Below are 21274 nucleotides of genomic sequence, written 5' to 3' on the forward strand. Positions count from 1 at the left end.
ATATTATTACTTTATGTATGATTACTTTATGCATGGCTCATCTTTAAAGAGTACTATAACGCTTGTAACAATATGTCTCAATTATAAAACGATTGATTCATCAATTAGTCATAGGTTATCAGTTTATTTCATAATGGTGCTGATTTATGAAATTTAGTGGGACAATCTTACCAATTTTAAAGGGGAATGATTTTTGTGTGAATTATTGTTGGGGCAAATAATAAAAGCGACGAATCGCCGCTTTTATTGGTAAAGTCTTATTTTATAAAATGATCTAACGATCCCAGTATACTTCCTCAAGGCTATCTTCGCGTTCTGGCAACGCTCTCGATAATCGTGGCGAGTGCTGCGTAAGCACTTCATAACTGACACGATTTGCGTACTTACAAATCTGAGATAGCGAAGAGTAAGTTAAGTACGGCATGTCATGCTTTGCAGAGTTTGGAACATTACTTTGGTGATAACGGTTTGCGGCCATATCGTGCAATAAAGCCGATAGCGCACCGTCGCCAGCTCCATTTGTATTCTTGATTTCTAGCGGACCACCTAAGTAAGGACCAATATGTGAATACACTTTTACTGGATTAGGGCAGTCTTGCTTTCGCATCGCACGACTAAATTCATACTTATTAAATTCAGCAATATTACCTGGTAGAAGAGGTAACTCAGTTTCGCGTTTTGCGCTTTCATCGGTGTAACTAGCCATATAAAGACCCACGGGCCCCGCGGTGCAGAGGATTAAATCTACCCATTCGAGTGCTTTGTTCGCAGCAAGCAGGGGATCTTTCTCACCAGTTAACGCTTCACCTTCTTCTTCATTCATGGCAACAACAGTAATATTTTCTTTGATATAGTCTTGCCACCACTTCGCATTCCCTTCAATTACATACTTAGTGCCTAGGGTTAACACCACTGGAATGTGCTTGGATTTCGCGATCTCAATAGCGCGTTTGACCGCAAGTGGCATTGGATCTTCGGGTTTTCCACGCATTAAATAAGAAGAAACAACTAAAGCGGAAGCTTTTTCAAAAACCTCTTCAGGAACACTATCGGGGCGTAGTTTATTCATATGCCCTTCATTAATGGCGAAGGTACGCTCTCCATCATCAGAAATTAGGGTGTAGCAACGCCCTATAGGACCATCGACAGTTTGAAGGTGGTTTAGGTTCATGCGCGATGAGGTTCTACACAAATAACGATAGCTGTATGAGCCGACTTCAATGTTTTTTGACATCACTCCAAGCAGTACGGATTTACTATCGGCCAACACAGAGTAGTTATGTAGTGTGTTGCCAATTGTATCTCCCGGGTATTGGTGAGTAATTAAACCTCGTTCGACTAACTCTTCATAGAGCGCATCAGCTTTGCTCTCTTCAAGTACCAGTGAGTGGCCTTTGCTCAATTGATATTTTTCTAAGAATTCATTATCTACACGAGCTTCAATATCAACAATGGTTTGTCCAACACCGACCACCGTTGGTCGGTGAAGCATAGCCGTTTGTTGAATTTGATTGACGAGAGGGTCACGAGCATGGGTTGGAAAATAGTGCTTAGATTTACGCTGTCCAGGAAACTTCATGTTGAAAAATGAGAATTGAAAATTTTCCGCATCATATCACGGATACAAATTCTTGCTTTCATTTTATTACATAAAAAAGTGATCCATACATAGGTAACCGCAATGTTAGCCGCTATTTATTAGGTTCTATCTCTATACTATAAGCCTTAGTGCCCCAAAGCGGTACGGTCGATAGGCTGTGTTTGAAGCTACCATCTGTTTCTTTGGTGGTATAAGACAAGTAGATCAGGGTTTGATTTTCTACATCGTAGATACGTCTGACTTTCATTGACTTGAAGAAAATGCTTTTTGACTTCTTAAACACGATTTCGCCTGATTTACTTTTATCAATTTTCGCAATCATCTCTGGCGTGATATCACCAGTCTGACGACACGAGATAGAGCTATCACTTGGATCAGAAAGGCTCAAATTAGCCTCAATTGAAGCAATATGGCACGTAACACCAGTTACAATATCATCACTTAGAATTTCGATTTTTACGTCTTTAAGTGTGAAAAATCCGAGCGATACATCGCCAACTTCATTGTTATCGCAGCCAACTAAACCAAAGCTAAGTATGAATGCGGTGGTGATGAGTTTCTTGTTCATGTCTATAATCCATTTATCCATCTTTCTGCACATGATAGCAGCATCAAAGGAGAATGATATAGGCTGTTATGTTGATGTTTTGGCCAGCATATCTGCAGTTTAGATGAGGATAATGTGAGTAATTGCTTGTCGCATATCGATCTGGTTAGTATCCTGCTTGTAACAATTAAAAGAAGAAGTAAATAGCAATGATTAACCAACCTGACGTTGTCGCCATTAAAAACCAATGGCTGTTTGACCAAGTGAATGTTGAATTTCCCACCCAGGAGAGCTTACAAGGTCGAGACCTTTACCAGCAGGCTGTTATTCAACGTAGCTATCGTTCTTTTATGACCTCTATTGATGATCCCAACTTGTCATTACTCGACGAGATTTATTTAGTTGATTTTCATCGAATGACAATATGGTTTGCTCTTCTGCAAGCAAGCCTATGGGACGATAAAAATGATCAATCAAAGGTTATCGAATTCTTTACCCAAATTATTTATTCACCACCTTGTGAACTTTACTTAGGTTTTAAACAGGGTGAGCCAGTTGCTGCTGGTGTCGTCACTTTTACTTCTCAAGCGCTACTCATTTCTGACATCGTTGTTTTGGATAAAGATTCATTTGGTGGAAAAGACGCATTTATACATTTATTGCTCGAAAAATTGCGTTCTAATCATGAATTCAGCGGTGATATTTTTATAGAACAGTAACTTATCCTGTTAAAGTGCACCATTAAAAGTCTAGAATCATCTTCATTCTGAATTTGCATTTCGATACGACAGGCGGTTATAACGCCAGTTGCAACATCTTATTCGGCATAAAAGAGTGATGCGGATATAAGTTATGCATATCAACTCTTACCTTCGTTTCATTTTGTTAACTCAATCATTCTATCCCTTCATTCAAGGGGTAAGATTAAGTATCGAATGAAGGAAGTGTTTATGGCTGTAAAAAAAATAAAATGCATTATTTTCGACTGCGAAGGCACCTTGGTGGATAGTGAGCATTTGTGCTGCGAAGCATTGGTTTATGTCTTAAACCAACTTGGATCCGATATTACTTTTTCACAACTGCGCAACCATTTTGAAGGCGGTAAAATTGCAGATATACTGTTGCAAGCACTTGAACATACGAACATTAACGCCGATCTTGATCTTTTAGAGAACCTTTATCGGGATAAAGTTAATGAGCTCTTCCAGCAATCTCTTTCACCCATGAATGGTGCGATAGAACTACTTGAGTATTTACGCCAGCAGGGTATTGAATACTGTGTCACCTCTAATGCACCTAAAGAAAAAATATCATCAATTTTACAACGGAGTGGTTTGCTTCCCTTGTTTGAAGGACGTATTTTTTCAGCCTTTGATGCGAATAGCTGGAAGCCTGAACCTGATTTGATTCGTTATTGTGCGATGAATATGGGATTTCTTTTACAAGAATGTATTTATGTGGATGATTCAGCAAAAGGGGTTGAAGCGGGTATTAATGCAGAGGTACCAACCGTTCAGCTAGCACCTCTTAACCCGCAGGGTTTTTCTCAAGCGCCTAATGTCGTTGTTATCGACACATTACTCGAGCTTAAACCATGGCTCAATGCACATTGTTGGCCAAGCAATGAATGTGTTTATGACTGATTAGCGCGGTGTGTACACCAATCATTTGCTGGACACTTTGTAAGTGGTCGGTTTTAAAACCACATTGTGCACAGATAAACTTTTCATTGTTTGTGGAAATAAAATATTCGTCATGCTGACAAAGTGGACAGCAGTCTATTTTTTCGAGTGTTTTATTTATATTTTTCATAATCAATTCTCAGCAGCGAAAAGGGAGAGTAATGTTCTCCGTATGCACAGAATAAACACTAATCAAAACTTGCTCTCTGTAATATTTACCTTAGTTTCAAAAATTAGAGGCATTTCATACTTCACTGTAAGGAATGTTCAGTTTTGTATCTTATAGCCGTAGAAATTTGTGTTTGAGATGTGCCTATCTAGCTTCGTTTTGTGATTGGTTTTCAGTATCGTCTTGACGAAGCGTTCCGTAAGGTGGAGAACATCATGCAACAATTCGGCCTTTCTCTTTTTATGTATCGATCGATAGATAGTGCGTGTGATAAACGGAGTCTAGTTCAAAAAGCCAAGATAAGATGCGGTAAGAAACTCGACAAAAAAGCGATATTGGCTTTGAATGAAGAGAGAACCTTAATGTGAACGTCGAGACTATGTCCCAAAGTAGGCCAGAAAGTATGTCCGAAAGCTTAGAACTTACCGCTCAGTTTCAATCTTACATGGAAAATCCGCTGCTTTGGCCAATGTTGGAGGTGTTGCGCAAACAGCCTTCCGGTTGGAAAGTCCATACGTTAGCGGCACATTTAAGTGAACAGGGATTCATGCCTGTACTTGATAGCGCACCTGAAAAAGACCTCTTTAAGCGTAATTTTTTGATCATGAACGCGCTCTATCAGCTTCAAGAGACGCTTTACCCTGAAAAGTGGTTACAAGTGTCAGCAATGGACATTGTACTAATGCCAGCGCATCGTGCGGTCAATTGCGAAATCGACCCAGATGAACCATTGCGTGATTATTATACGCAGTGGAAAAACTATGAGGCTGATGAAGGAGAAGTGCGCCGCTTGTTGAACGAATTCTGGACTCGTTACCGCAAAGCAATGGGTGGAACGAGTAACCTTAATATGAATCGTATTCAAGCATTGAGGCTGTTTAAATTACCAGCTGAAGCGACGCAAATTGAAATCCGAAAAACATGGCGCAAGTTAGCACTAAAGTGGCATCCAGATCGAGACAATGGCAATGCTGAAACGTTTCGAGTGTTGTGTGAAGCATGGAATATTTTGCGACAAAATAGCTAAAGCCCAAGTCTTAAACTCTAAACAAGATATTCGTCAATAAGGGTCAACTGGCACAGCAAGGCATGCCTAAGCTAACTGCCTGTAAGGTATTAAAGCAAAAAGAAGCGATTACTTGCTTCTTTTTGCTTTTGCTTTGGCGGATTTAATCTTACTGATGGTTTTTAAATTGTGATTTGCGCATACGGTTTAACGCTGCCATCACATCGATGACTCGTGGTTTCGCTAAATCACCATGGTTTGGCATATTTTGGTGCCATGTTCCTGCTAATAAAGCCACCATCTCTTTGCTTGGTTGCGCTGACCACCCTGGTGTTTGTGCAAACTGGAACCAAGTCCAGCCAATCGCATTGACTTCAGAAGGTGACTCCAACTGTTCTAACGCATTTAAATCCGTAAATTCTTTGCCAAAGCGAAGCGAATCAACACCTTTGGCTGAGACGCGGAATTTGCCATCAACCAGTAATTTCTGCAGCACGGTGCGATTCACTGCGCGCTCTGGGAAAATGGCCAGTGGCGTTTCACACTCGTTGTAACGAGCAGTTGGGTGCTGTTTGATCACTTCTTTAGCTTTGTTAGTCACATCAACGGCGTGGTAATCATGCATTTGAATGACCGTATCGGCAACATCTAAGTAATCACCGGAGCCACCCATGACGATCAGCGTTGAGATATCCAAATCATCACGTAGCTGCCCAATACGATCAACCAATGGTGTAATGGGTTCATCGCCTTTACTAACTAATGCTTGCATACGCTCATCACGGATCATGAAGTTGGTGGCCGAAGTATCTTCATCAATCAGTAATGTACTAGCGCCAGATTCAATGGATTCTTGTAACCACGCTGCTTGCGATGTTGAACCGGACGCATCTTGAGTGCTGAAATCAGAAGTTTCTTTGCCCATAGGCAGATGATTGATGTAGTTGGACAAATTCAAATTATGCACGCAACGTCCATCTTCAGCGCGAATTTTCATGGCTTGATGATCCGTAACAATTCGCTCACGCCCATCGCCGGGAATATGGTTGTAAATTGAGCGTTCGATCGCCGTTAATAACGTCGATTTACCGTGAAAACCACCGCCGACGATAAGGGTGATACCTTTGGGGATGCCGAGTCCTTTAATTTTGCCTTGGTTTGGTGTCTGAAGCTCGACTTCTAGCGATGTGGGGGCTTGGAAAGTAACGGCGTCTTTCATCGGCAGATCGCAGTTACCTGCCAAGCGAGGTAATACGCTGCCATTGGCCACAAAAGCGACCAGATTGTGCTGTGTCAGTTGTGCACGCATTGCTTCTTGATCTTCGATCACAGCGCAATGCTCAAGTAGGGCATCTTTATCCAGTTCACGTTCAATGGTGGCTCGGCGAATGAATTTTGGCAGATAAAAGGTGATGATGTTGAGCGCTTTTTTGGCCAGAATGTCACGACCTTCAGCGGGCAAATTGATGCGAAAACGAAGCTCAATACCATGCTCTGTAAAGAGAACGGCTGTGCTATCAAGCACTGTTTGACCGGTTAATGCGATGGCAATATGGTTCTCTTGCTTAGCAAACTCAGCAAAACTACGCGCGATAAAATCTCTTGCGGCCATTTGATAAGCGCTTGATTTTTCTTTTAACCATTCCAAACCTGTTAGAGACCAAGCTCGAGTAGCGCGGAAGCGCGATGCAGAAGCGTAAGGATCCGCTTGAATATGATCAATATACAAGGTGAAATCACCAAAATCGTATTGTCCTTTAATCTGCTGATAGGCTCGGTAGTTCTGTTTCTCTAGCTTTTTGAGAATTGAGGTTAATAAATCCATCTCGATATCGCTCGTTTGGAAAGGAAAGGCGGCGATTATAGGAACCACCAGACTGAGAGTAAAGAAATGATAAGTGATTCCTTTACTCTACAAAACCTTTGTATCAACGGGATGTACATGATTTTGGTTCAGTAGCCCAATCTCAAACTCGTCACAAGGCATCGGCTTACCATAGAAATAGCCTTGACCAAACTCACACCCTTCACTGATGATAAAGTCTTCTTGGCTTTGAGTTTCAATCCCCTCGAGGATCACTTTCAACTTTAATTTCTTGGCAACGTGAATGATTGAACGAACAATTTCTTTATCTTCCTCACTTTCATCCAGTTGATGTACAAAACTTTTATCTATTTTTATGCAATCAAAAGGGAATTTTTTCAAATAGCTGAAAGAGGCGTAGCCTGTGCCAAAATCATCAAGTGACAATGTCACGCCCAGTTGATGTAGAATTTTTAACGTGTTGCGAGCCACCGCTTCATCTGCAATTAAACAGCTTTCAGTTACTTCTAACTCTAAATACCGAGCAGGAAGTTGATAGGTATTCAGTAGCTCGCGAACTTGGTCTGCAAATTGGGCATTCTGTAATTGGACCGCTGAAACGTTAATGGCCATTTTAAAATCATCGACCTGTTGTGCCCATTTGCTCGTTTTTTCAATGGCTGACCGCAGAACAAAGTTGCCTACTTCAAAAATCAGTCCATTTTGTTCTGCCATATGAATTAAGGTTTCATTAGATATATCGCCCAATACAGGATGTCGCCAGCGTAGTAGTGCTTCAGCTCCTGTCCAGCGATGAGTGGTCGGAGATACTTTAGGTTGAAAATAGAGCATGAGTTCATCATTGCGTACTGCGCGCAACAAGTAGCTTTCTAATTGATTGATTTGTTTGAGTGAGTCACTGAATGCTTGCGAGTGATAGCAAAATTTATGACCGGAGTCCTTACATGAGACCATGGCAGCCGAAGCTTGTTTAAGCAGCTCGATAGCATTGTCAGTATCTAAACTTGTCGCAATACCAATATAAGCGTGAAGATGAACATTATGGTTATCGAGTTTAAATTCAGAATGACCGATCTCGACCAATTTATGGCACAACTTTTCTAGGTGGCGCGCTAATAGTTTTGTTTTGACGATCAAGACTAAATCTGTCGACGTGGGGCGAGCGGTCAATATTTCAATTTTGTTGCAGTGGCCGAGTCGTTTACGGTACCGAGAGATGACTTGATCCCAGGCGCGGTAGCCAAAGTGAGACTGAATGTGACGAGCATTAGTGAAACCAATGTGAACTGCAGCAACTTCTGTGCGCTGCTTTGTTGCCTGTAAAAGGCTATTTTTAAGCTCTATTTCAAGTGCATGACGGTTTAAGAAGCCAGTGCTGGTGTCATGCCATTTTTGATATTGAATTTGTTGCTCTGCGGCGCGGCGTTTATCGATTTCTTGCGTGAGCGAGTAGTTGAGATCTGCAAGATCTTGGGTACGGTTATCGACGCGAAGCTTAAGCTCATCATTGAGCTGCTGAAGTTTAACTTGCTGGTATAAGGTTGTGAGCTGAGATTCAATGGTATCGCGAAAACTTTCTAGTAACTGTCTGTAAGTTGGGCTGAAGTGATTCTCTTTGCTGTCGAGTACACAAATGGTGCCAAATATTTCACCATTTGGCCACTTTAATGGGATACCGCAATAGGCAATCATACCTAGTGGAATATCTGGATTATGTATCCATTTTTCATCGGCTAAAGCATTCGGAACCAGTAATTTCTGCTGTGTTTGCATCACAGTTTCACAGTACAGACCTTGTCCTAAGGGTTCTTTATGCCCGGTTTGATAGGGGTTGTCGACGTTGTTATTTTTACAGAATATTTCGAGGTTTTGCTGACTAGCACGCATGATTAATGCGCTCGGGATGTTTAAAATTTCAGCGAGTAAATTCACAATACGCTGCCACCCATCCATCATAGAAGAGGGGATCAGCAGCTCATGTGTCTTTATTTTCGACATATTATCAAATTCCTTTGGGTGACAGAGCTTAAAAAGCCGAGCATTCATTGCTCTAGACTAACAACGACAAGTTCGCTCCTATTTGCCATAGTATGGTATGAAGTATAAGAACGCGCCGCCAATGTAACAAAAAAAAGCCCCAATAAAATATTGAGGCATTGAGATAGTTAACTGCGTCTTATAAATAAGACAGTGGCTATTGATTGGTTTGTTTGATGTAGTGTTCGATATTGATTTCCTGAGAATAATCAACACCATCAAAACCGAAGCCATTGAGCTGCATGAATTCTTGCTTAAATCCTTTATAGTCAGCTAGTTGTTTAAAGTTGTGTTGTTCCATTTGTTGAAGTAAATCGGCCACTCTTTGCTGGGTATCTGGGTTAAGTTCCCAATCGTCCATACGGATCAGTCGTTCACCATCAAGCGGTATTTTGCCTTTGCTGTAGAGCTTTTCTCTAAACAGACGTTGCATCTGCTCGATACATCCTTCGTGCGTCTCTTTTTCTTTCATTACCTTATATAATGCGACAATGTAAGGGCTTAAATTGGGAATAAACACGCTTGCCTTCGTGACCAAAGCCTTGCAAACAGTTGCGTAAGCTCCGCCGCCATAGTTAGACAGTTTTAGGTTGAGAGAGTGGCTGGTTTGGTGCAAATCAATTTTGGCGCGCCCAAGCGTACCGTCAAGATAAATAGGGTGAGTAACTTGAGGGCCGATGTAGGAAAAGGCGATAGTTTTACACCCTTGTGCGATCGATTCAGTGTTGATCAGGGTATCTATCCAGTTTTCCCAATCCTCGCCACCCATCACTTTCAGTGTACCTTCGATCTCTTCGTCATTTGCAGGGGCAATGGTGGTTTCTACCCACGTATCGTTTTCCAGTAATATCGTCGCACCAGAAACGGCCTCACCAATCGGTTTGATGGCGGAGCGCCAATACTGATCTGAATTGGGTTTTGGTCTCATGCCGCTGGCGATACTGTAAATGACTAAATCGACTTCCCCTTCAAAATAGGTCTCTATCGCTTCAATCACTTGCTCGCGTACTGATGGTGAAAAAACATCCCCATCGATATTGACGGCGACTCGACCTGCTTGTTCAGCATATTTTTTAAAAAAAAGACTGTTGTACCAACCAGCGCTACCAACGCCCTTTTCTGACGGTGCTTTTTCAAAGGAAATGCCAATCGTATCGGCTTCTGAACCACCAAAGGTAAGGGCAATGCGGGCGGCGAGTCCAAAACCGGAAGAAGAACCTAAAATGAGAACTCGTTTTGGCCCGTGAGTGATCGGTCTACAAGATTTCACGTAATTAATCTGTTGTAACACAGCTTGTTCGCATCCGAGTGGATGAGCAGAGCGAGCGACCACACCTTTGATCACAGGTTCAATGTGCATAGTTTGTACCTTTGCGGTTAGGGGAATGGTCTAAAAAATATCGTAAAACTAGGTAAAGTTCATTGAGCTGAGGCATTAAAATCAGAGATGATCTGCTAAATGTTGCGCAACAAAATTGGCGATCCACGGCTGTGCGTCGACTGTCGGATGTAAGCCATCGGCCATCATCCACTCGGGTTTAATGATCACTTGCTCTAAGAAAAAGGGCAGTAACGGCACAGTGTGTTGGAGGCTAAGCTCAGAATAGAGGCTATAAAAGGCATCGCTGTAGCGTTTGCCATAGTTTGGTGGAATGCGGATCTGCATCAAAAGAGGGGTTGAGCCTGCTTTTTTTATTTGGCCAATGATGGCGGTTAAATTGCTGCTGATCAATTGAGGTGGAAAGCCACGCAATCCGTCGTTTGCACCAAGCTCAATAAGCACCGCATCAGGGGTATGTAGGGTGAGTAGTGACGGTAAGCGGGCTAGGCCATTACCCGTTGTATCGCCAGAAATACTGGCATTAATGACATCAATGTCTGATTTGCCTTCAGCTTGCAACGCATTAGGTAGCAAGCTAGGCCAAGCGTTTTCAATCGTCATTTGGTAGCCAGCGCTTAAACTATCACCCAATATCAAGAGTGTGGTACTACTAGCGCTAGCCGAGAATAATAAAATACAAATTAAGGAAAAAAGTCGAGTCATGCAAACATCCGTTATCAGAGCACATTCATTATCTAAAACAGTCTCTACCAATCAAGAGCATTTAACAATCTTAAAAGAGGTAAACCTAGAGATAAAAAATGGTGAAAGCGTGGCGATAGTCGGAACGTCTGGTGCGGGGAAATCAACCCTGATGACGCTGTTGGCTGGGCTTGATACGCCGACACGCGGAGAGGTAGAACTATTGGGTCAGCCATTGTCTCAACTGGACGATGAAGGGCGCGCGGCGATCCGCAGTCAATCGGTTGGCTTTGTGTTTCAAAGTTTTTTGCTGATCCCAAGCTTGTCTGCGTTAGAGAACGTGACGCTACCTTGTTTGTTAAAAGGCGAAAAAGAGGATGTGGATCGTGCTAAATCCTTGTTGACAGCCGTCGGGTTATCACATCGAATGCATCACTCTCCTGCACAGCTTTCAGGGGGCGAGCAGCAACGAGTCGCGCTAGCAAGAGCCTTTATGATCAATCCGCAAGTGCTGTTTGCCGATGAGCCTACTGGCAACCTTGATCAAGAAACTGCGGCGAAAGTGGTTTCATTGCTGTTTGAATTAAATAAGCAGCACGGAACGACCTTAGTGCTGGTTACCCATGATCCCGCTCTTGCGGCGCAATGTGACCGTATTTTCCACATGCAAGCCGGTATGTTGGAGGAGCGGTAATGAGTGAGATGTCGAACCGTTCACTCAATAAACGCTTAATTCGCTGGAGCTTGGGTGAAATCCGCCACGGACAGCTATGGCCTATTTCAGTGGCGTTAACCTTGATCATTGCTTGTATTTTTGCGCTGACTGCCTTAGCTGAGCGTATGGAGCAAGTGATTGTTAAACAAGGTAAAGATGCACTCACTGCCGATAGTGTGTTTGTTTCCGCAAACCCACCCCCAGCGTCATTGCTCGATCAGATCGAGCGCTTGCAATTGCCGTCTTCACAACTTACACGTTACGCGACAATGGCATTCAGTGAGCGCGGTATGCAGTTAGTCACTGTCAAAGCGGTGGATAGTGCTTATCCGCTACGCGGTGAAATGCGTCTTTCTGATGATGTGACGACATTTCAACACCTTGCGCCGAATCAACTGTGGTTAGATGAACGAGTGTTTGCGCAATTAGACGTTCAAATTGGTGATCAGCTCACTCTGGGCGATGCCGACTTTACGGTCTCGGGACGCATCCTTGAGGAGCCGGGACTCAGCTTTAATCCGTTTCAACAGATGCCAGCGGTGTTGATCCACCAAGACGATGTGGCTCGTACTGGTGCACTTCAATTGGGAAGCCGAGTGCAATTTAGTCTGTTCATTAATGGTGATGATGGACAGATTGAAGCAGTAAAACAGTCCGTTACTTTAACGCCTAGCGATCGCTGGCGCGACCGAAATAGCGCCAGCCGAACGAATGAGGCTTTTGAACGCACCGAGCAATATTTGTCGTTAACCGTAGCGATTGTGATCATCATGGCGGCAACCACATTAGTTCTGACTTGTCAGCACTATGTTTCTACGCGGCAAAAAACCATCGCCATGTTAAAAAGCCTTGGGGCGAGCAAACGTTGGATCCGCCAATGGTTGATCGTACAAGTGGTGATTTTGTTTGTTTCTGCTGCGGTGCTTGGGGTATTGATCGGCATTGGCCTAGAGTCTTTATTACGCGTGCCGCTGGTGGATTTATTGCCTACGCCTTTACCGAGTTATGGCGCTAAACCCGCTTTTATTGCGCTGATGGTGAGTGGGTTGATCGCTTTTCCTGCACTCGGCATTCCTCTATTGCATTTGCTAGATACCAGTGCGCTCAATGTCATGCAAACAGAGCGAGCGAAACCGAATCATCGCCGTAATGGGTTGCTCATCTTGATTCCGTTAGTACCGATGCTGTGGGTTTATTGGAATAACCTCTTAGTCTGGATTGTGTTGGCTGGGATAGTGGCGCTTTTTGCGGTGCTTGCTGTGGTCAGTGTCTTGGTGACTCGTAGTTTAGGACGTCTTCCTCTCTCTACCGCACTTAAATTAGCGCTCAGCCGAATCAATCGCTCGGCGATGATGACGGGAGTCCAGTTTGGCGCGTTAGGATTATCGTTAATGCTATTGGCGATCATTTGGTTGGTGCGTACCGATTTACTCTCTGATTGGCAGCGAACCTTACCCAGCGATGCTCACAACGCATTTGCGCTCAACATTTCACCAACTGAAGTTAATGATTACCTCAACACGTTAGATAGCGCGAATATTGTGCGCTCACAAGCCTATCCTATTATTCGAGGGCGTTTATCCACTATTAATGGCATAGAAGCCCAGCAGCAAGCTCAAGGTGAAGAGGGCAGCGATGCGTTAAGGCGTGAGCTCAATTTCACTTGGGGTGAATCGTTACCCAACAACAACCAACTGACGGCAGGATTGTGGACAGAGCAAGGTGGCGTTTCGGTTGAATCGGACGTTGCTCGTGATTTGGGGCTGAAACTGGGTGATAGTTTGGGGTTTGTGATCAATAGCCAAACCGTGGAAGCGAAAGTAAATTCGATTCGCCAAGTTGAGTGGCGAGAAATGAAGCCTAACTTCTATTTCATTTTTACCCCAGACCTATTGCAGGAGATCCCTGCCACGTGGTTGGTGAGTTTCAGAGCGCAAGATCAAGATAACGCCTTACTTGCTACGCTTGCTCGCACTTATCCCACCGTCAGTTTGATGGATATCCGGGCAATGGGCGATAAAATTCAAACTTTGTTGACGCAAATTGTCTGGTCAGTGACCGTACTGGCCGCAATGGGCGTGATTGCTGGTATTTTGCTGATTTTTACCCTGTTGCGTTTAAGTTTAAGCCAGAGGCAACAAGAAATTCGTTTATATCGAACTTTAGGGGCTAGCAAGCGCCGCGTCGAGCAGACTATTTGGGCTGAATACGGTTTGATGGCACTCGTCGCTGGTGTTGTTGCAAGCCTTGGCTCTGATGCGGTAGTGGCGGGAGTCATGAAGTTCGGTTTTGAACTAGAACCTATGGCGCATTACAGTATGTGGTTGGTGTTACCATTGACGACGTTTTGCACATTATCGCTGGTCGTGAGTAGTTTAATTAAGCGGCTGCTAACCCCTATAAATAAAGACTTTAACTAGCGGTATCCATTATCCCAGACGGAGTTATCCACAAAAACAGTGGATAAAGTTTGGGATAACTCGACGGCTTGATAACGGCCTGTTTGCGCTTAGCCCCGTAGTTACCTTGGGTTGCGCAGATTTGTTATTCACAAGGTTGGAAAAACGTCGTTTTGGCTTTATTGAGTCAAGCAATTTTTTAAGTTATTTGTCGATTATGCGTATTGCTTGTTAGTGGTAAAACAGATAAGACCACGTGAAAAATGTGATTTTAATAACGCTTTACAAGCTTTAGAATGCATCCGGGTTTTCCAGAGTACTCGTATCTTATGTCATATAAAAAGTTCAATACAGATTCTCCATGTGTCGCCATTATTGGTGGAGGGGTCGCTGGTGCCACTGCTGCCGTCCATATGGGAGAACTGGGGCTCAATGTGCTGCTTTTGGAAAAAAGCGCTGGCCTCGTTAATGGGCCGCCGATTTGTCATCTGCACGCGGGCGGTAACCTCTATCGTGAAATTTCGCAGCAGCAGTGTCTTGAGTTACTTAAGCAGTCGATTGAAACCGTCAGGCTCTACCCCCACACGCTGAATAAGCGACCGACTGTGATTGCTGTTCCGCATAGTGATGGTGGTGAGCCGCAAGCCTTATTACCAAGGCTAGAGCTTATTCAGCGCAGCTATCAACAATTGGTTGATGAAGACCCACGTAATCAGCAGCTTGGTCAACCCCAAGAGTATTTCAAACTCTACAGCCGTGAAGCACTGCAGGTATTAGCAACTCAGCAACAGAGTGATCAACCGACATCATTTGATGATTGGGTGATCCCTTTTGCTCAACATGCAGATTTAAATCAGTTGAAATACCCAGTCATTGCAGTGCAAGAGTACGGTTGGAGTGTTTTTCGGCTCGCGGCTAGTGCTGAGCTTGCGTTAGCGGCGATGCCTCATTGCCAAGTTTTAACGCACGCTAAGTTAATCAAATCTGATTTTATTGATGAGCAATGGCAGCTCGTTTATTTGGATGCTCAAAAGCATGAACACGTTATTTATGCCGATTATTTAGTTAATGCATGTGGTTATGAAACGGGAATAGTCGATGATTTGGCTAAAGCTCCGCGTCAACGCTTGGTGGAATTTAAAGCGGCCTACGTTACCCGTTGGGCAGAATGCGATCAGCAATGGCCAGAAGTGATTTTTCACGGGCCAAGAGGCACCCCACAAGGAATGGCTCAGCTAACACCGTATGCTGATGGTCTATTTCAGTTGCACGGTATGACCGAGGGAATCACGTTATTTAAAGATGGATTAGTGGCCTCGCAAGCTGGATCATCACAGCCCGTATTGCCTGATTATCTCGAACGCAAAATTAAGAACGGCTGGCAACAGGACGCACTGCAAGAGCGCAGTGAACGAGCCATACACCACATGAGTCAGTTCATCCCACAGTATATTCAAGCACAAGTAGCTGGTAAGCCACTGTTTGGTGCGCAGCAAATTCCCGGCCAAGATGCCACATTACGAGCCGCTGATGTTACGTTTGAAGCTCATAATTATGCGCGAATCGAAGTGGTTAAAGGTTCATCCGCGTTGGAAGCGGCAACTAAAATTGTTCAGCATTGGCAGTTAGTGAACGATGAAGACTTGCTACAATCGATAGAAGCTCGTCACCCAATCAGCATGAGTTTGGCTCTTGAACAGGTGGAAGAGAAAGCCATCGCGTTAGCTAAGGCACGCGCTTATCCTGAAGGATTGGCAAAAATTGTCGGTATGGTTTGATTGGTGACACCTTGCGGTTTTCTAAAGGAGCAAGGTGATAGTCGTTAGTAGCCGAAATAACGCGCCCATTGGCACCAAACCTCTTGCAGGCCTTGTATATCACCTTTGACAAAACGTATTTTCTGCCCCGGTTTTGCTTGCGCCAAACGGGGCAGATCAATACGAGCCACACACCCTAATTTGGGGTAACCGCCGATGGTTTGGCGATCGTTGAGTAAAATGATCGGTTGGCCATCTGGCGGGATTTGAATCGCCCCCAAAGCAATTCCTTCCGATAAAATAGGTGTCGTGGGTGGGGTAACCGTATCGCCATTAAGACGATAGCCCATGCGATCGGCATGCTGACTGACAGTGAAGCTGGTTTGATAAAAGCGATCGAGTTGCTGCGATGAAAATTGCAGGGCTTGGTAGCCTTCAATGACGCGTAATTTAAGTGGCAGATTATAATCAGGCTTATAACGAAAAGTGATGTGTACGGGTTTGTTATCGATAGCGTGGGGATTAAAGTACAGTGAATCGCCCGTTTGCAGTGGTACGCCGTTTTGCGTTAACCCACCTAGCTGTTCTTTGGGTACGGTGGCAACACTACCTAAATGGTGAGGCACAATGAACCCTCCGCGCACGGCCAAATAAGCTCTTAAGCCATTTTTGGCTAGGCCAAATTTCAGTGTTTGCCCGGCTTGCGCGCTAAAGCTTTGCCAATTACCAATCAGTTTTCCATCTAACGTGGCCGATAAATCACCACCTGCAATGGCCAGCATACATGGATGTTTAACATGAAATTCCGCCTGACCAAGGGTGATTTCAAGCGTTGCTAAATTGATTCGGTTACCCAGTAAATGGTTGGCCCAACTGTAGGCGTAATCATCGACTGGTCCTGATTGAGTAACACCGATATGACTGAGACCAAAGCGACCAAAATCTTGAATTAAGCTCAGTTGACCGGGTTTTATCACCTGTAGTAGGGGGCTCATGAATGGTGCTCCCACTGCGCGGCTAATTGAGGTATTTCACCTCCCAATGATAAAAACTCCTCGCGAGTCATCGCTGTAAACTTCACTTTAGTTCCAATCGAAAAAGGCGTCATTGGTGTTTGATGAGGAGAAAAGAGCGCATGGGGGCAATTGGCGATGATATTCCATCCTCCGGGAGAGTTGTTCGGATAGACGGCCGTTTGCTGTTCTGCAATCGCGACGCTGCCTTTGACCACACTAAGGCGTGGGGTGGCATGGCGCGGTAAGCGTAATTGTTCATCTACTTCAGCCATAAAGGCAAAGCCTGGTGCAAAACCGACGGCACAAACGGTGTAGACCGTTTGAGTGTGCAGCGCGATAACTTGTTGCGTGGATAAACCAAGCGCATGGTAGCGCTTTAAATCTGGGCCGACACTTTCATCGTAGTAAGCGCCAAGCTCAACCAAATTGTGGGTGGCTTCCACAGCTAAAGATAAGGCCGAGATCGCTGTGATCAATTGCTGCTCTAGCTCCCTTTGACTTATACGATAAGGAAGGTAATCGATCAAAATGGTAGTGTAAGAAGGGGTGACATTCATCAGGTAAGCAGAAAACTGCACCATGATCTGCTGCGCAATTTGTCCGATATCGAGTGAGAGATCAGCTGATGGTGGGTGAGTAAAACGCAATAAGAGACTGCATTCCGCAACGGGTTCAATGCTGTAGTTCAATGTCACTTAACACTCCTTGTGATGACGTTGTAGCCGCTAGGAGATACACGTGTAATGGTTCAACGCTCTCGTAGACAAATTCGGATTTTCTCTATCAGTTCAATCGCCGCCGGGTTATCGCCATGCACGCAAATCGTATCGGCTTCGATAGGGATCACAAAGCCATCTGAACTGGTCACTTTTCCGTAATCAACCAGTTGTTTAATTTGATTGATGATCGCCTCTTCATTCGTCAGCACTGCATTGGCTTGGCCTCTTGGAGTGAGCATACCATTAGCGAGATAAGTCCGGTCGGCAAAGGCTTCAAACAGCAATGGCACGTCATAAATATCGGCGATATCAAGGTAATCTTGGTTATTGCCTGAAGCTAAGATCATCAAGGGCACATTGAAGCAAGAAACTGCATCGACCACTGCGCGAAAGACAGATTTGTCACGCATCATATCGTTATATAAAGCCCCATGAGGTTTGACGTAGCTTATCTCGGCATTTTTGCTCTCACATAATGCCTTGAGTGCGCCAATCTGGTAAATCAGTAACTCGCATATCTCTTCTTCGCTAAAACTCATTGAACGGCGACCAAAACCTTGCAAATCGGGGTAACCCGGGTGAGCGCCAATCATTACATCAAATTGAATCGCCAGCTCAATCGTTCGGCTCATCACGTGTGGGTCAGAGGCATGAAAGCCACACGCAATATTGGCCATGTCAATCCAAGGCATCACCAACTCATCAGCGCCCATTTGCCATGCACCGAAGCTCTCGCCCATGTCACAATTGAGAGTGATTGTTCTTTTTGTCACGGGTTGCATCATCCTTGAGTGTCCATGTTGAGTAACTTGCCGTAATCAAAGGCAATATACAGTGATCCGATTCATTGTTTGGCGATAGGTATGGGCCGAAAGAGAGCGAATTGGCCTGATAGACAAACATTAAAGCAGATTGATTTATAAGTGAAGTTTAGGTTGAAAGTCGTTAAACTTGCACAACCAATGTCAGAAGGTAAAAACAATGAAAGTATTAGTGACAGGCGGGATGGGGTATATCGGCAGCCATACCTGCATTCAAATGATCCACGCCGGTATGACACCCGTAATTTTTGACAACTTATACAATAGTAAAGCATCGGTTTTAGAGCGCATCGAAAAAGTGTCCGGTGTGAAGCCGCTGTTCGTCCATGGTGATGTACGCAACCAAGCACAACTGGTTGAAGTGATGAAAGCGCAAAATATTCAAGCGGTGATCCATTTCGCAGGCTTAAAAGCAGTCGGTGAGTCAGTAGAAAAACCATTGGAATATTACGATAACAATGTGAATGGCACATTGGTACTGGTGGCGGCCATGCGTGAAGCTGGCGTGAAGGCACTTGTTTTTAGTTCATCTGCAACCGTATACGGTGACCCAGCCTCAGTGCCTATTACCGAAGATTTCCCAACCAGCGCGACCAACCCTTATGGCCGTAGTAAGTTAATGGTTGAAGAGTGCTTGGCCGATTTCCATAAAGCCAACCCAGATTGGAGCATTACACTGCTGCGCTATTTTAACCCTGTAGGTTCACATCCATCAGGCGAGTTAGGTGAAGATCCACAAGGCATTCCGAACAACCTAATGCCTTTTGTCTCGCAAGTGGCCGTGGGTCGAAGAGCATTTCTCTCTGTTTTTGGCAGTGATTACCCCACTAAAGACGGCACAGGTGTTCGCGATTATATTCACGTAATGGACCTAGCCGATGGTCATATTGCTGCGCTGGAAAAAGTAGGCCAACAAGCAGGCTTGCACATTTATAACCTAGGCACAGGAAATGGCTACAGTGTACTAGAGATGGTGAAAGCGTTTGAACAAGCGTCAGGTAAAAGCGTGCCGTACCAATTGGTTGAACGCCGCGCTGGTGATATTGCGGAGTGTTGGGCAGATCCAAGCAAAGCGATGGCGGATCTAGGCTGGAAAGCGACTCGCAGCCTAGAAGCGATGACACAAGATACGTGGCGTTGGCAGTCAAATAATCCACAAGGTTATCCTGAGTCTTAAGCTCTTGCTTCAACTTCTCTGCGATGAATGAAATAAATAGCCAGTCAAATGACTGGCTATGTTGATCTGACTTGGTTGGATAATTAACCCAGAGCGGGTAGTACACCAAGGCTAATAAAGATTTGCGAAGTGACGATCATCAAACCAATGGTTGCTGTCATGGTCAAAGCCAGTTTGCCGCCTCTGACTTGATATTGTGTTTCACCCTGCAGTTGGAATACTTGGTTTGAACGCACTTTAATCACCATCACAATCGGTAAGAATATGGCCAAAATAGTCAACGCAATAGCCGCGTAACCGAGCGCCATAATAAAGCCTTGAGGGTAAAATAGCGCAAAGACTAATGGTGGCAGATAGGTGATGACGGAGGCAGCCATACGGTGCAATGGAATGTTCTTTTTCTTAATCGTATCGCCCATGAATTCAAACAAGCCCAAGCTTACGCCTAAGAATGACGTCAAAAGTGCAAGGTCGGCAAACACGCCAATAATGCTGCTTAAATTGGATTGATGAACGGTTTGTCCTAATGTCACAATTAGCGCACTCAGGCCGGAATTCTCAACCAACTGAGGTTGGCTAACGACACCTAACGTGACGATCTGCCAAAAAATGTAAATAATCAACGGGATAGCGGAACCAATTAAGATGGCTTTGCGCAGCGAAGGGGTGTCGCCATCTAAGTAATTCACAATCGCCGGAATACTGCCATGGAAACCGAATGAGGTGAAAATGACGGGAATTGCAGCAACGATTAAGCCTTGCTCAAGTGGCATACTAAGCAAGTATGACTGAGAAACATTAGGTGCAAGAAATGAGAGCACTATAATCATCGCGACCATTTTACCGGCAAACAGCAGGCGGTTCACTTTATCAACCGTGCTGGTGCCGATCGTCACCACAAGTGCAACCAGTAAAGTAAAAAGCAAGGTGCCTAGCGGATTGCTGATCTCAATGCCAGCAAACTCTGTCAGGCGATGAGTGAATTGTGCGCCGCCACCGGCAATGTAAGCTGCACAAAGCGAATAGAACAAAAATAGCATAGCAAAGCTCGCTACCCACTTTCCTTTTTGCCCTAAGATCTGTTTAGCCAATGTATGTAAGGTGGCGTCTTTGTCTGCATATTGATGGATTTCAACCATTAACAATGCAGTGAAAGCCATTAATGCCCAGAGGGCGATCATAATCAGTAATGATGTGCCAAAGCCGATACCTGCAGAAGCGAGCGGTAGAGCTAGCATGCCTGCACCGATAGTGGTCCCTGCTATGATCAAAGTACTGCCGAAAATCTTTGATTGAGTCATGGTGTAAAGTTCTTTATACGTTATGTTGTGTTTCAGGGAGTGATATATATGAATGCAACGGGGTGTTGACCATTAATCCACTTATTTTGGGCTATATTGTAGAACTTCGGATTCATTTTCAACAGCTTTGTAAAAATAAAAATCCATGAATGTGTTTTTTTGTTTACACTTCAAGGTGGCGGCTAAATAAGAGTGGTCGAAATTGTTTCGCTGTGATAGATATTGTGCTGATGATTCATTTGACCATTCGCTTTCAAAAAACTGTCATATAAATCATTTAAAAAGGATCTTGCGACGTGATAATTCCGTCTCAGTAAATATCAAAGGAGGTCGATTAATGAGTGACCAATATAAAAACGATGAGTGTTTAGAGTGGCTCGACGCCATGGAGATCGGATTTGATTTATCCGATTATGACTCTGTATCTCATGAATGCTCTGAACAGAGCGCAGAATAGTACCAGCCAGCAGCCTATGCTGG

The 21274-nt window shown here is 44.3% G+C and carries 18 protein-coding genes; 7 read left to right on the plus strand and 11 right to left on the minus strand.

From position 1 onward, the window contains the following. Positions 1-274 precede the first annotated feature (274 nt). Positions 275-1579, minus strand: coding sequence for an inosine/guanosine kinase (locus CCZ37_RS14920; RefSeq protein ID WP_094501233.1), 1305 nt, complete (start codon positions 1577-1579; stop codon positions 275-277). Positions 1580-1691: 112 nt separating this feature from the next. Then, positions 1692-2168 carry a CreA family protein gene (locus CCZ37_RS14925; RefSeq protein ID WP_094501235.1) on the minus strand — a complete coding sequence of 159 codons (477 nt, stop codon included), beginning with the start codon at positions 2166-2168 and terminating at the stop codon, positions 1692-1694. Between the two features lie 188 nt (positions 2169-2356). On the opposite strand from CCZ37_RS14925, the gene CCZ37_RS14930 reads away from it, so the two are divergent. Next, positions 2357-2866, plus strand: a complete 510-nt coding sequence (locus CCZ37_RS14930; RefSeq protein WP_010318301.1) for a hypothetical protein — start codon at positions 2357-2359, stop codon at positions 2864-2866. 231 nt (positions 2867-3097) lie between these two features. Then, a complete protein-coding gene (locus CCZ37_RS14935; RefSeq protein ID WP_167372445.1) occupies positions 3098-3790 on the plus strand; it encodes an HAD family hydrolase in 693 nt (230 codons plus the stop codon). On the opposite strand, the gene CCZ37_RS19635 is transcribed toward CCZ37_RS14935, so the two are convergent. Beyond that, positions 3747-3959, minus strand: a complete 213-nt coding sequence (locus tag CCZ37_RS19635; protein ID WP_010318303.1) for a hypothetical protein — start codon at positions 3957-3959, stop codon at positions 3747-3749. The two genes, CCZ37_RS14935 and CCZ37_RS19635, sit on opposite strands and share 44 nt — an antisense overlap. A 442-nt stretch (positions 3960-4401) precedes the next feature. Between CCZ37_RS19635 and CCZ37_RS14945 the strand changes: the two genes are divergently transcribed. Next, positions 4402-5025 carry a DNA-J related domain-containing protein gene (locus CCZ37_RS14945; RefSeq protein WP_010318304.1) on the plus strand — a complete coding sequence of 208 codons (624 nt, stop codon included), beginning with the start codon at positions 4402-4404 and terminating at the stop codon, positions 5023-5025. Between the two features lie 148 nt (positions 5026-5173). Here the strand turns inward: CCZ37_RS14945 and CCZ37_RS14950 are convergent, their stop codons facing one another. The 4 genes from CCZ37_RS14950 to tesA all read right to left on the minus strand — a co-directional run bounded on the left by CCZ37_RS14950 (position 5174) and on the right by tesA (position 10910). After that, positions 5174-6829 carry an ABC-ATPase domain-containing protein gene (locus CCZ37_RS14950; protein ID WP_094501239.1) on the minus strand — a complete coding sequence of 552 codons (1656 nt, stop codon included), beginning with the start codon at positions 6827-6829 and terminating at the stop codon, positions 5174-5176. An 87-nt stretch (positions 6830-6916) separates the two neighbouring features. Next, positions 6917-8827 carry a sensor domain-containing phosphodiesterase gene (locus tag CCZ37_RS14955; RefSeq protein WP_094501241.1) on the minus strand — a complete coding sequence of 637 codons (1911 nt, stop codon included), beginning with the start codon at positions 8825-8827 and terminating at the stop codon, positions 6917-6919. Positions 8828-9023: 196 nt separating this feature from the next. Beyond that, positions 9024-10226, minus strand: a complete 1203-nt coding sequence (fabV, locus tag CCZ37_RS14960; protein WP_094501243.1) for an enoyl-ACP reductase FabV — start codon at positions 10224-10226, stop codon at positions 9024-9026. 81 nt (positions 10227-10307) lie between these two features. Then, the gene (gene tesA / locus CCZ37_RS14965; protein WP_094501245.1) at positions 10308-10910 is read right to left on the minus strand and encodes a multifunctional acyl-CoA thioesterase I/protease I/lysophospholipase L1; all 603 of its coding nucleotides are present in this window, start codon (positions 10908-10910) and stop codon (positions 10308-10310) included. Between tesA and CCZ37_RS14970 the strand changes: the two genes are divergently transcribed. The 3 genes from CCZ37_RS14970 (at position 10909) to CCZ37_RS14980 (ending at position 15781) form a co-directional block, all read left to right on the plus strand. Further along, positions 10909-11583: an ABC transporter ATP-binding protein gene (locus CCZ37_RS14970; RefSeq protein WP_094501247.1), complete on the plus strand. Its 675-nt coding sequence runs from the start codon at positions 10909-10911 to the stop codon at positions 11581-11583. The two genes, tesA and CCZ37_RS14970, sit on opposite strands and share 2 nt — an antisense overlap. Then, on the plus strand, positions 11583-14024 hold the full coding sequence (locus tag CCZ37_RS14975; protein WP_094501250.1) for an ABC transporter permease: 2442 nt from the start codon (positions 11583-11585) through the stop codon (positions 14022-14024). The genes CCZ37_RS14970 and CCZ37_RS14975 overlap by 1 nt, the downstream gene beginning before the upstream one ends. Positions 14025-14299: 275 nt before the next feature. Beyond that, positions 14300-15781, plus strand: coding sequence for an FAD-dependent oxidoreductase (locus CCZ37_RS14980; RefSeq protein ID WP_081265572.1), 1482 nt, complete (start codon positions 14300-14302; stop codon positions 15779-15781). A 44-nt stretch (positions 15782-15825) separates the two neighbouring features. On the opposite strand, the gene CCZ37_RS14985 is transcribed toward CCZ37_RS14980, so the two are convergent. The 3 genes from CCZ37_RS14985 to CCZ37_RS14995 are packed head-to-tail and all read right to left on the minus strand — an operon-like array spanning position 15826 to position 18268. Then, positions 15826-16770: a 5-oxoprolinase subunit C family protein gene (locus tag CCZ37_RS14985; protein WP_094501253.1), complete on the minus strand. Its 945-nt coding sequence runs from the start codon at positions 16768-16770 to the stop codon at positions 15826-15828. Further along, positions 16752-17471: a 5-oxoprolinase subunit B family protein gene (locus CCZ37_RS14990; RefSeq protein ID WP_094501256.1), complete on the minus strand. Its 720-nt coding sequence runs from the start codon at positions 17469-17471 to the stop codon at positions 16752-16754. Before CCZ37_RS14990 ends, CCZ37_RS14985 begins: the two co-directional genes overlap by 19 nt. Positions 17472-17524: 53 nt before the next feature. Beyond that, positions 17525-18268 (minus strand): 5-oxoprolinase subunit PxpA, encoded by a 744-nt coding sequence (locus tag CCZ37_RS14995; protein WP_026027410.1) that lies wholly within the window; start codon positions 18266-18268, stop codon positions 17525-17527. 208 nt (positions 18269-18476) lie between these two features. On the opposite strand from CCZ37_RS14995, the gene galE reads away from it, so the two are divergent. Then, positions 18477-19493 (plus strand): UDP-glucose 4-epimerase GalE, encoded by a 1017-nt coding sequence (gene galE / locus CCZ37_RS15000; protein ID WP_029189705.1) that lies wholly within the window; start codon positions 18477-18479, stop codon positions 19491-19493. Between the two features lie 83 nt (positions 19494-19576). Here galE and CCZ37_RS15005 read toward each other — a convergent pair whose 3' ends face one another. Continuing rightward, positions 19577-20794: an aromatic amino acid transport family protein gene (locus CCZ37_RS15005; protein ID WP_017046094.1), complete on the minus strand. Its 1218-nt coding sequence runs from the start codon at positions 20792-20794 to the stop codon at positions 19577-19579. Between the last annotated feature and the right edge of the window lie 480 nt (positions 20795-21274).

Source organism: Vibrio qinghaiensis, assembly GCF_002257545.1.
Classification (GTDB): Bacteria; Pseudomonadota; Gammaproteobacteria; order Enterobacterales; family Vibrionaceae; genus Vibrio; species Vibrio ordalii.

Excerpts from the sequence above, each read along its gene's own strand:
- CCZ37_RS14920 (WP_094501233.1), bottom strand. The coding sequence starts at position 1,579 with ATGAAGTTTCCTGGACAGCGTAAATCTAAGCACTATTTTCCAACCCAT.
- CCZ37_RS14925 (WP_094501235.1), bottom strand. The coding sequence starts at position 2,168 with ATGAACAAGAAACTCATCACCACCGCATTCATACTTAGCTTTGGTTTA.
- CCZ37_RS14930 (WP_010318301.1), top strand. The coding sequence starts at position 2,357 with ATGATTAACCAACCTGACGTTGTCGCCATTAAAAACCAATGGCTGTTT.
- CCZ37_RS14935 (WP_167372445.1), top strand. The coding sequence starts at position 3,098 with ATGGCTGTAAAAAAAATAAAATGCATTATTTTCGACTGCGAAGGCACC.
- CCZ37_RS19635 (WP_010318303.1), bottom strand. The coding sequence starts at position 3,959 with ATGAAAAATATAAATAAAACACTCGAAAAAATAGACTGCTGTCCACTT.
- CCZ37_RS14945 (WP_010318304.1), top strand. The coding sequence starts at position 4,402 with ATGTCCGAAAGCTTAGAACTTACCGCTCAGTTTCAATCTTACATGGAA.
- CCZ37_RS14950 (WP_094501239.1), bottom strand. The coding sequence starts at position 6,829 with ATGGATTTATTAACCTCAATTCTCAAAAAGCTAGAGAAACAGAACTAC.
- CCZ37_RS14955 (WP_094501241.1), bottom strand. The coding sequence starts at position 8,827 with ATGTCGAAAATAAAGACACATGAGCTGCTGATCCCCTCTTCTATGATG.
- fabV (WP_094501243.1), bottom strand. The coding sequence starts at position 10,226 with ATGCACATTGAACCTGTGATCAAAGGTGTGGTCGCTCGCTCTGCTCAT.
- CCZ37_RS14970 (WP_094501247.1), top strand. The coding sequence starts at position 10,909 with ATGCAAACATCCGTTATCAGAGCACATTCATTATCTAAAACAGTCTCT.
- tesA (WP_094501245.1), bottom strand. The coding sequence starts at position 10,910 with ATGACTCGACTTTTTTCCTTAATTTGTATTTTATTATTCTCGGCTAGC.
- CCZ37_RS14975 (WP_094501250.1), top strand. The coding sequence starts at position 11,583 with ATGAGTGAGATGTCGAACCGTTCACTCAATAAACGCTTAATTCGCTGG.
- CCZ37_RS14980 (WP_081265572.1), top strand. The coding sequence starts at position 14,300 with ATGCATCCGGGTTTTCCAGAGTACTCGTATCTTATGTCATATAAAAAG.
- galE (WP_029189705.1), top strand. The coding sequence starts at position 18,477 with ATGAAAGTATTAGTGACAGGCGGGATGGGGTATATCGGCAGCCATACC.
- CCZ37_RS15005 (WP_017046094.1), bottom strand. The coding sequence starts at position 20,794 with ATGACTCAATCAAAGATTTTCGGCAGTACTTTGATCATAGCAGGGACC.